Source organism: Phyllobacterium trifolii (assembly GCF_014192095.1).
Classification (GTDB): domain Bacteria; phylum Pseudomonadota; class Alphaproteobacteria; order Rhizobiales; family Rhizobiaceae; genus Phyllobacterium; species Phyllobacterium trifolii.
In genome coordinates this window covers 45,462-58,019 of the sequence record NZ_JACHXN010000010.1, presented here as the reverse complement: position 1 = coordinate 58,019, position 12,558 = coordinate 45,462, and the positions used below count along the sequence as shown (strand labels likewise).

Annotated in this window: 11 protein-coding genes; 3 read left to right on the top strand and 8 right to left on the bottom strand. The window is 58.1% G+C overall.

Annotated elements, in window-relative coordinates:
* Window positions 1-10: 10 nt before the first annotated feature.
* Complete coding sequence (locus FHS21_RS16055) at window positions 11-469, top strand: MarR family winged helix-turn-helix transcriptional regulator (RefSeq protein WP_183662908.1); 459 nt, start codon at window positions 11-13, stop codon at window positions 467-469.
* Window positions 470-477: 8 nt separating this feature from the next.
* Here the strand turns inward: FHS21_RS16055 and FHS21_RS16050 are convergent, their stop codons facing one another.
* The 3 genes from FHS21_RS16050 to FHS21_RS16040 form a co-directional block, all read right to left on the bottom strand.
* Window positions 478-1,239, bottom strand: coding sequence for an ABC transporter permease (locus tag FHS21_RS16050; RefSeq protein WP_183662905.1), 762 nt, complete (start codon window positions 1,237-1,239; stop codon window positions 478-480).
* Window positions 1,236-2,162 carry an ABC transporter ATP-binding protein gene (locus FHS21_RS16045; protein WP_112531527.1) on the bottom strand — a complete coding sequence of 309 codons (927 nt, stop codon included), beginning with the start codon at window positions 2,160-2,162 and terminating at the stop codon, window positions 1,236-1,238. Before FHS21_RS16045 ends, FHS21_RS16050 begins: the two co-directional genes overlap by 4 nt.
* Before the next feature lie 198 nt (window positions 2,163-2,360).
* On the bottom strand, window positions 2,361-3,581 hold the full coding sequence (locus tag FHS21_RS16040; RefSeq protein ID WP_183662902.1) for an MFS transporter: 1,221 nt from the start codon (window positions 3,579-3,581) through the stop codon (window positions 2,361-2,363).
* A gap of 128 nt (window positions 3,582-3,709) precedes the next feature.
* Here FHS21_RS16040 and FHS21_RS16035 point away from each other — a divergent pair, with 128 nt between their 5' ends.
* Window positions 3,710-4,537, top strand: a complete 828-nt coding sequence (locus FHS21_RS16035; RefSeq protein ID WP_112531528.1) for an AraC family transcriptional regulator — start codon at window positions 3,710-3,712, stop codon at window positions 4,535-4,537.
* Here FHS21_RS16035 and metH read toward each other — a convergent pair.
* The gene (gene metH, locus FHS21_RS16030) at window positions 4,522-8,298 is read right to left on the bottom strand and encodes a methionine synthase (protein ID WP_183662899.1); all 3,777 of its coding nucleotides are present in this window, start codon (window positions 8,296-8,298) and stop codon (window positions 4,522-4,524) included. The two genes, FHS21_RS16035 and metH, sit on opposite strands and share 16 nt — an antisense overlap.
* 187 nt (window positions 8,299-8,485) lie before the next feature.
* Here metH and FHS21_RS16025 point away from each other — a divergent pair, with 187 nt between their 5' ends.
* Window positions 8,486-8,668 (top strand): MbcA/ParS/Xre antitoxin family protein, encoded by a 183-nt coding sequence (locus FHS21_RS16025; RefSeq protein ID WP_183662889.1) that lies wholly within the window; start codon window positions 8,486-8,488, stop codon window positions 8,666-8,668.
* A gap of 13 nt (window positions 8,669-8,681) precedes the next feature.
* Here the strand turns inward: FHS21_RS16025 and FHS21_RS16020 are convergent, their stop codons facing one another.
* From FHS21_RS16020 to FHS21_RS16005, 4 genes are read right to left on the bottom strand one after another with little or no spacing between them, the layout of a single operon-like run.
* Complete coding sequence (locus FHS21_RS16020; protein ID WP_183662887.1) at window positions 8,682-9,485, bottom strand: heme ABC transporter ATP-binding protein; 804 nt, start codon at window positions 9,483-9,485, stop codon at window positions 8,682-8,684.
* A 2-nt stretch (window positions 9,486-9,487) separates the two neighbouring features.
* A complete protein-coding gene (locus tag FHS21_RS16015) occupies window positions 9,488-10,585 on the bottom strand; it encodes a FecCD family ABC transporter permease (protein ID WP_183663247.1) in 1,098 nt (365 codons plus the stop codon).
* 14 nt (window positions 10,586-10,599) lie between these two features.
* Complete coding sequence (locus FHS21_RS16010) at window positions 10,600-11,478, bottom strand: heme/hemin ABC transporter substrate-binding protein (RefSeq protein WP_183662885.1); 879 nt, start codon at window positions 11,476-11,478, stop codon at window positions 10,600-10,602.
* Between the two features lie 9 nt (window positions 11,479-11,487).
* Window positions 11,488-12,546: a hemin-degrading factor gene (locus FHS21_RS16005; RefSeq protein ID WP_183662882.1), complete on the bottom strand. Its 1,059-nt coding sequence runs from the start codon at window positions 12,544-12,546 to the stop codon at window positions 11,488-11,490.
* Window positions 12,547-12,558 lie beyond the last annotated feature (12 nt).

Sequence of the window (12,558 nt, the reverse complement as noted above, 5' to 3'; positions counted from 1 at the left end):
TTTCGCTGAAATGGAAAATGAGACGACCGAAACACCGCCGCTGGTTCTGGAGGACTTCATCCCCTACCGGCTGAACAAGGCGGCGGAGGCGGTCAGCCAGCGCTTTGCCAGTATCTATCGTGAACGATACGGGTTGACGCGGCCTGAATGGCGCACGCTGGCGACGCTTGGCCAATTCGGCGTGCTGACCGCCACGGCGATCGGCGCGCATTCCTCCATGCACAAGACGAAGGTTTCGAGGGCAGTGTTCGCGCTGCAAAAGCGCCGGTGGCTAAGTCGCAAGCGTGATGACATGGACCGGCGCATCGAGAATCTGGAACTCACACCCGCAGGGCGCAAGGCCTATAATGAACTTGCCAAAGTCGCGTATCAATTCGAGACCGAGTTGCTCTCACATCTCGGTAAGCGGGGTGAGAACGAGCTGAAAGCCGGACTGGCGGCGCTCGAAGCTTACTTCGGACGCACCTGAGCGATTTCCTAGCTCTTCAATCGATATCCCGTCGTGAAGATCCAGCGCAGGATCAGAATGCAGGCGATGAGGAATAGCGCCGTCATGGCGAGGCTGGTGCCGATGTGCACATCCGACAGGCCGAAGAAGCTCCAGCGGAAACCGCTGATCAGGTACACGACCGGGTTAAACAGCGTCACTTTTTGCCAGAAGGGCGGCAGCATTTCGATGGAATAGAAACTGCCTCCGAGGAAGGTCAGCGGTGTGATGATCATCAGCGGGACGAGCTGCAGCTTTTCGAAGCCGTCGGCCCAGATGCCGATGATGAAGCCGAACATGCTGAATGTAACTGCAGTCAGCACCAGGAAGAGCAGCATGACGAAGGGATGCTCGATCCGCAGCGGAACGAAGAGGGCGGCCGTGGCCAGAATGATGACGCCAAGAATGATGGATTTGGTCGCTGCGGCCCCGACATAGGCGATGACGATCTCCAGATAGGACACGGGTGCCGATAAAAGCTCGTAGATCGTGCCGACGAACTTCGGAAAATAAATGCCGAAGGAAGCGTTCGAGATGCTCTGCGTCAACAGCGAAAGCATGATCAGGCCCGGCACGATGAACGCGCCATAGCTGACCCCGCTGATTTCAGGAATGCGTCCGCCGATGGCCGAGCCGAAGACGACGAAATAGAGGCTCGTGGAAACGACCGGCGAAATGACGCTCTGCATGATCGTGCGCCATGTGCGGTGCATCTCGAACAGGTAGATCGCCTTGATGGCATAGAGGTTCATTTGCGTTCCCTCACGAGATTCACGAAGATTTCTTCCAACGAACTTTCTCGCGTCTGGATATCCTTGAAACGGACACCAGCTAAGTCGAGGTCTTTCAGCAAGGCTGTAATCCCGGTGCGTTCTTTCTGCGTGTCATAGTGGTAGATGAGCTCGCAGCCGTCGGATGAAAGCTCAAGCTCATATTGGGCTAACGCCTCGGGCACCTCGTCGCGTTTTTCCTGTAGAAACAGCCGCAATTGCTTCCTGCCAAGCGAGCGCATCAGTTCGGCCTTCTCCTCGACCAGAATGATTTCGCCATGGCTGATGACGCCGATGCGATCGGCCATCTGCTGGGCTTCCTCGATATAATGCGTGGTCAGGATGATGGTGACGCCGGATTCGCGCAGTGCCCGCACGACATTCCACATGTCGCGCCGGAGCTCGACATCGACCCCCGCCGTAGGCTCGTCGAGAAACAGGATCTCCGGTTCGTGCGACAGCGCCTTCGCAATCATGACACGGCGCTTCATGCCACCGGAGAGGGTCATGAGCTTCGAATCCTTCTTGTCCCACAGCGAGAGTTCTTTCAGGATCTTTTCGATATGCGCCGGCTTGGTCGGCTTGCCGAAGAGACCGCGACTGAAACTGACCGTATTCCACACCGTCTCGAAGGCGTCGGTTGTCAGTTCCTGTGGCACGAGGCCGATCTTGCTACGGGCCGCGCGATATTCCTTGATGATATCGTGGCCATCGGCGAGGATTGTTCCCGACGTCGGATTGACGATGCCGCAAATTGTCGAGATCAGCGTGGTTTTACCCGCGCCGTTTGGACCGAGCAGCGCGAATATCTCGCCATGGCGAATGTCGAGATTGATATTCTTCAGCGCTTCGAAACCGGTTGAGTAGGTTTTGTAAAGGCTGGAGACAGAGATAGCTGAGGACATGAATTTACCTGGAAAGGAATTTCGGTCTGGACGTATCTGGCGGAACAAATCTGAAGCGCAGGCGCGCCCTTGAGAATGGTGTTCCTTATATGGGGTTGGATATCGTTTTTCAAACCGGCATTCCTGACAATTGACGTCAGCAGCGTTGATAAAGGAGAACTGGCCAAAAAAGCCCGGGCGATGCCGGGCTTTTTGTTTTCAGGCCGTGGCGGGTTCGCCTCGTACTTCCCGCATACTCGGCAGGAAGATCGTCAGCAATCCAAGGAATGGCAGGTAGGAACAGATCATATAGACATAGTCGATCCCCTTGGCGTCGGCGACGAAGCCAAGTACCGCAGCGGCAATACCGGCCATGCCGAAGGCGAAGCCGAAGAAGATGCCGGCGATCATGCCGACCCGGCCGGGTACCAGCTCCTGGGCAAAAACCACAATCGCAGGAAAGGCGGACGAGAGGATGAAGCCGATGAAAACCGTCAGCACACCTGTCCAGACCAGATTGGCGTAAGGCATCATCAACGTGAATGGCAGGACGCCGAGGATCGAGAACCAGATGACGGCCTTGGTGCCGATCTTGTCGCCGATGGGACCGCCAAGAATAGTCCCGACAGCAGCCGCGCCGAGGAACAGGAACAGCATCATCTGCGATTGCTGCACCGAAATGCCGAATTTGTGGATGACGTAGAACGTGTAGTAGCTGGAGATACTGGCAAGGTAGATGTTCTTGGTGAAGACAAGCAGCGTCAGGATCAAAAGCGATGTAATGACCTTTTTGCGTGGCAGCTTCAGAACCCTGCTGGCGGCTGGATTGTTTGCGTTGGCGATGCGATAGCGCTGGTACCAGTTGCCGACCTGATAAAGGATGATCATGCCGATCAGAGCGGCAGCGGAGAACCAGGCAATGCTTTGCTGGCCGCGCGGCAAAACGATGAATGCTGCGAGCAAGGGCCCGAGTGCCGTGCCGAAATTGCCGCCGACCTGAAAGAACGACTGTGCCAGACCATGGCGGCCGCCCGAGGCGAGACGGGCCACACGCGAGGATTCCGGATGGAAGATCGACGAACCGATGCCGATGAAAGCCGCGCCGGCGAGCAACATGACATAATGCGTGGCGATGGAAAGCAAGCCGAGCCCGACCAGCGAAAAAGCCATGCCGACAGGCAGCGAATAGGGCATCGGTCGCTTGTCGGTATAGGTGCCGACGATCGGCTGCAGCAGCGAGGCCGTGACCTGGAATGTCAGCGTCAGAAAACCGATCTGCTTGAAATTGAGGCCATAATTCTGTTTGAGCATCGGATAGATAGCTGCAAGCAGCGATTGCATCATGTCATTGAGAAAATGGCAGAAGCTGACCGCAAAAATGATGGCGAAGACGGTTGTTTCAGCGGAAGTCCGCTGAGCAGGCAAGGCAGTATCGGTCATGGTGTGCGTCCATCGAAGAAAGAGGGCGCACCGCCCAAGCAGGCACCCTTTCAGCGCAACTGATATACCTGTTGCGCGCATCCTGCTTTCGTGGTTTGGTCCAGTTCTTTCGAGTGTGGGCCAAAACAATGCGCTATCAGACATTTGCTGCCCGGAACGCTGCGGGCCTGCGACTTGAGGAGCTGCACAAGGTGCGGCTGGACTGGCTCGAGCAGGCCGAAGGCGACGTTTTTGCGTTGGCGACGGTTTATCCATCCGGGTTCCACATCCCCGATCATCATCACAGCCAATCGCAGCTCCTGCATGCCATCAGCGGCGTTGCCATGGTGACGACCAAGTTTGGCCGCTGGATGGTGCCGCCACATCATGCATTGTGGCTGCCTGCAGGAACGGAGCATGCGGTGGACATGCTCGGCGATGTCTCGATGCATTCAATCTACGTGCGACCGGACGCCGTGGCGGGGTTGAAACGGCATTTGCACGTGGTGGGGCTGACGCCTCTAATGGACAACCTGATCCGCGAGGCCGTGGCGGCGCCTGCCGACGTGCACGCCGATCCACGGACGACGTTTGTCATGGGGTTGCTGCTGCATGAAATCCCGAACCTTCCGGAACAGCCACTCGGCCTGCCATTCCCGGAAGACCGGCGGCTGGCGGCACTGTGCCGTGGATTCCTCGAAGACCCCTCGCCCCACACAAATATCGACGACTGGGCGGATCGGCTTGGAATGAGCCGACGTACTTTCACGCGGACATTTCGGCGCGAAACCGGCCTCAGCCTTTCAACCTGGCGCCAGCAGGCTTGCCTGCTGTCAGCGCTGCCCCGCCTGACCAAGGGTGAGCCGGTGACCAGCGTTGCACTGGATCTCGGCTATAACAGCGTGCCGGCTTTCACCACCATGTTCAAGCGCATGCTCGGCGCGCCGCCGCGGCATTACCTTCACTCGGCCGCCTGAACCCTTGGTGCTGGTACGTAGTTGAGAATCGGCCCAAGCCAGCGCTCGACCTGCTCGACCGGCATTTGCTTGCGTTCCGAATAATCTTCAACCTGGTCACGCTCGACCTTGGCGACGCCGAAATAATAGCTTTCCGGATGGGCGATATAGATGCCCGAAACAGATGAGCCCGGCCACATGGCGAAGCTTTCAGTCAGGCGAACGTTGATCCTGGCTTCCGCGTCAAGGATGCGGAATAGTGTCTCTTTTTCAGTGTGGTCAGGCTGCGCCGGATAGCCCGGCGCCGGGCGGATACCGCGATAGGGTTCACCGATGAGTTCCTCCGGAGCAAGATCTTCGTCAGGCGCGTAGCCCCAGAATTCCTTGCGCACACGCTCGTGCATCAATTCGGCAAAGGCTTCGGCAAAACGGTCTGCCAGCGCCTTGACGAGAATGGAGGAATAATCATCGTTGGCGCGTTCGAAGCGCTCGGCGATGGCGATTTCCTCGATACCAGCAGTGACGACGAAAGCTCCCATATAGTCGTGAACGCCGCTGTCGATGGGCGCTACGAAATCGCCGAGGGCTACATTCGGTCTGCCATCGCGTTTCGACAGTTGCTGGCGCAGGGTGTAGAAGGTCGCGAGCTCGTCCTTCCGCTCCTCATCGGCGAAAACGCGAATGTCGTCGCCCGTCGCTCCCGCTGGCCAAAGGCCGATGACGGCTTTCGGATTGAACCACTTCTCCGCGATGATCTTCTTCAGCATCGCCTGCGCATCATCGAACAATTGCCGGGCAGCTTCGCCCTGCTTCTCGTCTTCAAGGATCGCGGGATAGCGGCCCTTCAATTCCCATGTCTGGAAGAAAGGCGTCCAGTCGATATAACTGGCAATGTCCGCAAGATCGTAGTTCTCGAAGACGCGCGTCCCGATGAAACCCGGCTTGGTCGGTTCGTACGAGGTCCAGTCGATCCTGTGCGCATTGGCGCGCGCCCTGGCCAGTGGCAGGCGCTGCTTGTCGGCCTCGTTGCGCGCATGTGCATCTGCAACCTTGATATATTCGGCCTCGATGGCTTCGACGTAGCCCGGCTTGGTTTCCTTCGACAGAAGGTTTGATACAACACCCACCGCACGGCTCGCATCGGTGACATAGATCGTCTGGCCCTTGTTGTAGCGCGGGTTGATTTTGACCGCCGTGTGCACGCGGCTGGTCGTTGCGCCGCCGATCAGCAACGGGATGTCAAAACCCTCGCGCTCCATCTCCGAGGCGACATGCACCATTTCGTCGAGCGACGGGGTGATCAGGCCGGAGAGGCCGATAATATCGACGTTCTGTTCGCGGGCGGTCTGCAGGATCTTGGTTGCGGGTACCATCACGCCGAGATCGATGATCTCGTAATTGTTGCAGGCCAGGACCACGCCGACGATGTTCTTGCCGATATCGTGGACGTCGCCCTTGACGGTTGCCATCAACACCTTGCCGGCGCTCTCACGCTCCCCTGTGCCACCATTGGCAAGCTTCTCCGCTTCCATATAAGGCAGCAGCAGGGCCACGGCCTGCTTCATGACGCGAGCGGATTTCACCACCTGCGGCAGGAACATCTTGCCAGCGCCGAAAAGGTCGCCGACGACGTTCATGCCTGCCATCAACGGGCCTTCGATCACGTGCAACGGGCGCTCAGCCTCCTTACGCGCCTCTTCGGTATCGACATCGATGAATTCGGTAATGCCGTTGACCAATGCATGCTCGATGCGTTTGGCGACACTCCATTCGCGCCAGGCAAGATCGCGTTCGCGTGCTTCCTTGCCTGCAGAACCCTTGTAGCGCTCGGCAAGATCAAGCAGCCGCTCAGTCGCATCGTCGCGGCGGTTGAGCACCACGTCTTCGCAGGCCTCGCGCAGTTCCGGATCGATGGATTCATAGACCGCGAGCTGGCCTGCATTGACGATACCCATGTCCATACCGACCTGGATGGCATGATAAAGGAAAACTGCGTGCATCGCCTCGCGCACAGGCTCGTTGCCGCGGAACGAGAAGGAGAGATTTGAGATGCCGCCGGAAATATGCACATGCGGCAGGGTATCGACGATCTGCTTCGTGGCCTCGATGAAGGCGACGCCATAGCCATTGTGCTCTTCGATGCCTGTCGCGACAGCAAAGACGTTCGGATCGAAGATAATGTCTTCCGGCGGGAAGCCTGCGTCCTTAGTCAGGAGCTCATAGGCGCGTGTACAGATCGCGACTTTCCGCTCCAACGTATCGGCCTGGCCGTCCGTATCGAAGGCCATGACGACAACGGCGGCACCATAGGCGCGCACTTTTTTGGCATGGTCGAGGAAGGCCTGTTCACCTTCCTTCATCGAGATCGAGTTGACCAGCGGCTTGCCTTGCACGCACTTCAGGCCTGCTTCGATGACGTCCCACTTCGAACTGTCGATCATCACCGGCACCCGGGCGATGTCCGGCTCTGCCGCGATCAGGTTCAAGAATTCGACCATGGCCTTTTCACTGTCGATCAGGCCTTCGTCCATGTTGATGTCGATGATCTGCGCGCCGTTCGCCACCTGATCGCGCGCGACATCCAACGCCGTGGCGAAATCGCCGGAAGTGATGAGCTTGCGGAACTTCGCCGAGCCGGTGATGTTGGTGCGCTCGCCAACATTGACGAAGGGAATATCCTTGGTCAGCGTGAAAGGTTCGAGCCCTGACAGGCGCATATGCGTTTCCGTCTCGGGGATCTCGCGCGGCTTGTATTTGCCGACTGCCTCGGCGATAGCCTTGATATGCTCCGGAGTTGAACCGCAGCAGCCGCCGACGATATTGAGGAGGCCCTCGCTGGCGAAACCCTCGAGCTGCGCTGCCATCGCTTCCGGGCTCTCGTCATACTGGCCGAATTCGTTGGGCAGGCCCGCATTGGGATAGGCGCAGACGAAGGTATCGGCGACGCTGGAAATCTCGGCAAGATGCGCACGCATGGCATTGGCGCCAAGGGCACAGTTCAAGCCGATGGTGAAAGGCTTGGCGTGACGGACCGAATGCCAGAAAGCGGTCGGCGTCTGGCCGGAAAGCGTGCGGCCGGAAAGGTCGGTAATCGTGCCGGAGATCATCACCGGAAGGGTGATGCCCTTCTCTTCGAACACTTCGTTCGTGGCGAAGATTGCTGCCTTGGCGTTGAGCGTATCGAAGATGGTCTCGATGAGGATGATGTCGGCGCCGCCATCGATGAGGCCACGCACTTGGGTCCCGTAGGCGGTGCGCAAGTCGTCGAAAGTGACTGCGCGATAGCCTGGGTTGTTGACGTCAGGCGAAATCGACGCCGTGCGGTTTGTCGGGCCGAGCGCTCCGGCGACAAACCTGCGGCGGCCATCCTTCTGCTCGGCTTTCAATGCGGCGCGGCGGGCAAGCCGCGCACCATCGCGGTTAAGTTCATACACGACCTCTTCCATGCTGTAGTCCGCCTGGGCGATCGTGGTGGAAGAAAATGTGTTGGTCTCAAGGATATCGGCGCCCGCCATGGCATAGGCGTAGTGAATATCTTCGATAGCTTGCGGCTGCGTCAGGATCAGGAGATCGTTGTTGCCCTGCAGGTGGCATGAACAATCCGCAAAGCGATCGCCGCGAAAGTCATCTTCGTTGAGGCTAAGGCCTTGAATCTGCGTGCCCATGGCGCCGTCGAGAATCAGTATCCGTTCTTTCGCCGCCTTGGTCAAAGCTGCAAAAACTTCGGAGCCGTCCCGAGGAGAATCCATGGGACCGAACAGATTATCAACCGCAATATTCATAACTCGGCACGCCTCATGATCCATGATCCGGATGAGCCGCAAGGGTCACATAAAGATATCTTTATGTCAACAAGTCAATTCTGTTGGCGGCATGATATGTCGCAGTTGCGGTGGTCGTCTGCACCAACCAGGCCTTGTACATCGGTAATATCTTGTCAATAATGAATCCAGCAGGAGGACAGTCCGTATGACGAGCATCCAGACACTGGCTGAAGAAACGTTTGGCGATAAGGAAAAGGCCAACCGCTGGCTGCGTCGAACGCTGGCTGAACTCGGCGGCGAAACGCCGCTTGTGGTTGCGCAGACAGAAGCTGGCGCACGCATCATCGAAACCATTCTTGGCAAGATCGCCTTGGGCGCCGCCGCCTGATACAGCTTGGCGACTATGGACGGACCGACATCACCGCTGACTGCGGCAAGACAAAAGGCACATGCGTGGCGGGCAAGGCACCGACTTTCAACGCACACTCATAGACACGCAAGATACGGTCGTCTGTAAGCACCTCGGCAGGCGTCCCCACGCTATCAATAGAGCCCTCGTGCATGACCACGACGCGATCAGCGTACATCGAGGTCAGATTGAGATCATGCAGAATCGCGATTACTCCGCCGCCACGCGTGGCAAAGGCGCGGGCGATCTGCATGATGATGAGCTGATGCTTGATATCAAGACTGGAGACGGGCTCGTCGAGAAAGAGGAAGCGCGGCTGACCATCCAGAACTGGCTGCCAGACCTGACAGAGGACGCGCGCAAGTTGCACGCGCTGCTGTTCGCCTCCGGAAAGTTCCTGGTAGAAACGACCGCCAAAGCCAGCAAGATCGACGAGTGCCAGCGCCTCGTCCGGAAGATTTTCGGCAACATCATGCGTCGCACCGGAACGCCCGCTGGTGAGGCCCAGCCTGACGATTTCGCGAACGGTGAACGGAAAGGATAGCAAGGTCGATTGCGGCAGGATCGCCCGCATGGCGGCCATCTGCCACGGTTTCAGATGGCCGAGCGAGTGTCCGTTGATCGTTATGCGCCCGGTGAAAGGCAGATCGCCGGAAAGCGCCCGCATCAGCGTCGTCTTGCCTGAACCGTTGGGGCCGACGATGACAGTCAGCTCGCCCGCTTGGGCATTGAAATTCGCATCCTTGATAATCGACTTGCGTCCAAGCACGACGCTGACGTTGGAAAGGCTGATCATGGTCAAAGATCCACAATGCCGCGGCGGCGCAGCAATATCCACAGGAAGAAAGGCGCTCCGACAGCTGCCGTAACGATGCCAATCGGCAATTCCGAAGGCGCGACGATGGTGCGGCTAACGGCGTCCGCGAGCAGCAGCAGGCTCGCACCCAAGAGTGCCGATGCGGGGAGCAGATAGCGATGGTCCGGCCCAATAACCAGGCGTAGCAAATGCGGCACGACAACGCCGACGAAGCCGATGCCACCGCTAACGGCAACGGAGGCGCCAGCTGCGGCAGCGACCACAATGATGGCCACGCGCTTGAAACGCTGGACCGGAATGCCGAGGTGGCTTGCCGAGGCTTCACCAAGTGCCAGGGCATTGAGGCCGCGCCCAAGAAAGGGAGAAACCAGCAGCGCCAACACGATAAAGGGACCAGCCGCAGCCATCTTGGCCCAATTGGAGCCGGCAAGCGACCCCAGCGTCCAGAACGTGAGATCACGCAACTGCCTGTCATCGGCGAGAAAGGTCAGGAGACCTATATACGCCATGGCCATGGCGCCAAGTGCAATACCGGCCAGTAGCATTGTCGCGATGGAGGTTTGACCGCGCCGTGTGGCAACGCCATAGAGAATGAGCGTGAAAACAAGGGCGCCGATAAAGGCAGCAACCGGCAGGGCAAATATACTGAAGGTCGCAATGAAGGGTGCCAGCACCGTTGCACCGAGGACAATGACGCTGACGGCTCCAAGTCCGGCACCCGCGGAGACGCCGACAATCCCAGGATCCGCAAGCGGATTGCGAAACAAACCCTGCATCACCGCACCAGAAACGGCGAGCGAAGCTCCGATCATCGCGCCGAGAATAATGCGTGGCAACCTTATATCCCAGATGATGATGCTGTCGCGCAGGGAAAGGACATTACCGTCACTGCTTGCGCCTCGAACCAAAGCGCTGACAACAGATATGACCGAAGCGTCGGATGCGCCGGCGGCAAGGCTGAACAGCATTGTCGCCAGCAGAGCAAAGCCCAGCACGACGATGATGCCCTTCGCCAGGAATGAGCGGTCGCCTTCTGGACGGGTCTTGCCTTGTCCCGACCGAAGAGCCACAGGTCGCATCAAGACAGACTCGCTCATTGGCTCGTTTCAGATCCGTAGAATGCTTTGGCCAGATCGTGCACCGCTTCCGCCGTTCGCGGCCCGAAACCGAGCAGATACTGCCCGCCCATGCGCACGATGTTCTTTTTCTGACCGGCAGGCGTCGCTGCAATTGCCTTGTTGGCTAGAAGATCCGCGTCGGTTGTAGCGCGCGGCCCGTGGATATCCATCACCAGAATGACATCCGGCTGTGCCGTGAGGATCGCTTCGTCGGTCATTGTCTTGTAGCCGGAATATCCACTGACGACGTTATCGCCGCCTGCAAGTTCGATAATTCCATCAGCCGCCGTCTTGATACCCGCTGCCATGATTTTTCCGCCCGTGGTACTGAGGACAAAGAGCACACGTTTGCGGGTCTTGATATTTTTGGTTTCGGCTTCCGCCGCCGCCAGTTCCTTCTCGACTTTGGCAGATAGCTTTTCGGCCTTGTCATCGACGCCGAGTGCCTTGCCGACAATCCGAATCTTTTCCGACACGCTTTCGGCGGTGTAGTTTTCCGGAACGAACACGAAAGGTACGCTGGCTTTTTTCAACACGTCGATGGCTTCCCTCGGCCCTGAACCTTCGACGGCAATGATCGCAGTCGGGTTGATCGACAAAACGCCTTCCGGAGACAAGGCACGCATGTATCCAACGTCAGGAATCTTGTGTGCAGCTTCGGGGAAAACGCTGGTGGTGTCGCGACCGACCAACCGTCCCTCCTCACCCAGATCGTAGATGATTTCGGTGATCGATCCGCCGATGGACACCACGCGGCTTGCATCGGGAATGGGACCGGAAATCTCTTCCGCCATCGCAACGGCTGGCAGTGCCATAACGCCGAGCGCTGCCACCATGAGGGGAAATCTGTTCATTGTCATTTCCTATGCCGCAGCGCGCATCAGGCGCGGCAGAGCTTCGACGAGCTGACGCCAATCGCTACGTTCACCGGAGCCCTCATGGCGCTTGCCGAAGAACTGAATGATCATATCGCCTTCGGCACCGTAGGCTTCGAGCGAGGTAACATGCCCGTCCTTGGTAGGCTTGCGCACGGCCCACAACTCCGCGATGTGATCAGTACGCAGATGCATATGAAAGGTTTCGTCGAGGATGTTGATCCACGGACCCATCGGCTTCACGTTGTGAATTGGTCCCGAATGAATCTGGATGCAGCCGCGATTGCCGATAAAGCACATGATCGGCAGCTGCTCCTGCGCGGCATCGTGCATCATTGTGGTCAATGCGGCCGTGTCGAGTTGCCAGGCGTAGTCTTGCCCGATCACCTGCACCGCCTGATGACGGGTCATCTTCAACGAACGCAGTATGCCAAAGAATTCGTGGACATCCCTCATCTGGGTCCAGCGGTCGCGCAAGCCGGTCGCGTCCAGTTCTTCAAGCTCTGCGGTTTTTTCCTCTGGCTTCGGCAGGGCTGTCAGTTGCACGGACTGTGACTGATCATCGAGACGAAGTTTGGCTACGAGCGTTTTGTAGGCTTCCAGATTGGAGGCCGGCCGAAGGTGGATCTTGTGGATGGCCTCGCCGGCTGCGTCAAAGAATTGCAGGCTGCGCCGAATGTCGTCGCCATCGTGCTTTTCGATGGCAAAACCGTGTGCCCAGGCATTGGGAAAAAGCCGCATATCGATCTGCTCGCCGAGCAGCATGGAGGCGTGCTTGCCGACGATCGGCTTGTCATAGACACCGATCTTCTCATGTACGGCGCTTTCGTTGCGGGTGAGCGCCATCACTTCGCCAAGCGATTCGATTTCAGTCAGAAAGGTTTCGATGCGCGGGTTGATGCGAACGACATTGTTCCCGCAATAGGCGGCCACTAGATCGGCTTCCGAGATATGCAGCTGCTGCGCAAGATCGCGCTCGCGCATTTTCGAGTTGTCCGCCCGCGCCTGCCGAATTGCCTCGGGTGTTGGTTTTACTGCGTCAGTCATGTTTCAAGCCTG

Bases quoted from the DNA above. Each gene is read 5' to 3' on its own strand.
- FHS21_RS16055 (WP_183662908.1), top strand. From the start codon at position 11: ATGGAAAATGAGACGACCGAAACACCGCCGCTGGTTCTGGAGGACTTC.
- FHS21_RS16035 (WP_112531528.1), top strand. From the start codon at position 3,710: ATGCGCTATCAGACATTTGCTGCCCGGAACGCTGCGGGCCTGCGACTT.
- FHS21_RS16025 (WP_183662889.1), top strand. From the start codon at position 8,486: ATGACGAGCATCCAGACACTGGCTGAAGAAACGTTTGGCGATAAGGAA.
- FHS21_RS16015 (WP_183663247.1), bottom strand. From the start codon at position 10,585: ATGCGACCTGTGGCTCTTCGGTCGGGACAAGGCAAGACCCGTCCAGAA.
- FHS21_RS16045 (WP_112531527.1), bottom strand. From the start codon at position 2,162: ATGTCCTCAGCTATCTCTGTCTCCAGCCTTTACAAAACCTACTCAACC.
- FHS21_RS16050 (WP_183662905.1), bottom strand. From the start codon at position 1,239: ATGAACCTCTATGCCATCAAGGCGATCTACCTGTTCGAGATGCACCGC.
- FHS21_RS16020 (WP_183662887.1), bottom strand. From the start codon at position 9,485: ATGATCAGCCTTTCCAACGTCAGCGTCGTGCTTGGACGCAAGTCGATT.
- FHS21_RS16010 (WP_183662885.1), bottom strand. From the start codon at position 11,478: ATGAACAGATTTCCCCTCATGGTGGCAGCGCTCGGCGTTATGGCACTG.
- FHS21_RS16040 (WP_183662902.1), bottom strand. From the start codon at position 3,581: ATGACCGATACTGCCTTGCCTGCTCAGCGGACTTCCGCTGAAACAACC.
- FHS21_RS16005 (WP_183662882.1), bottom strand. From the start codon at position 12,546: ATGACTGACGCAGTAAAACCAACACCCGAGGCAATTCGGCAGGCGCGG.
- metH (WP_183662899.1), bottom strand. From the start codon at position 8,298: ATGAATATTGCGGTTGATAATCTGTTCGGTCCCATGGATTCTCCTCGG.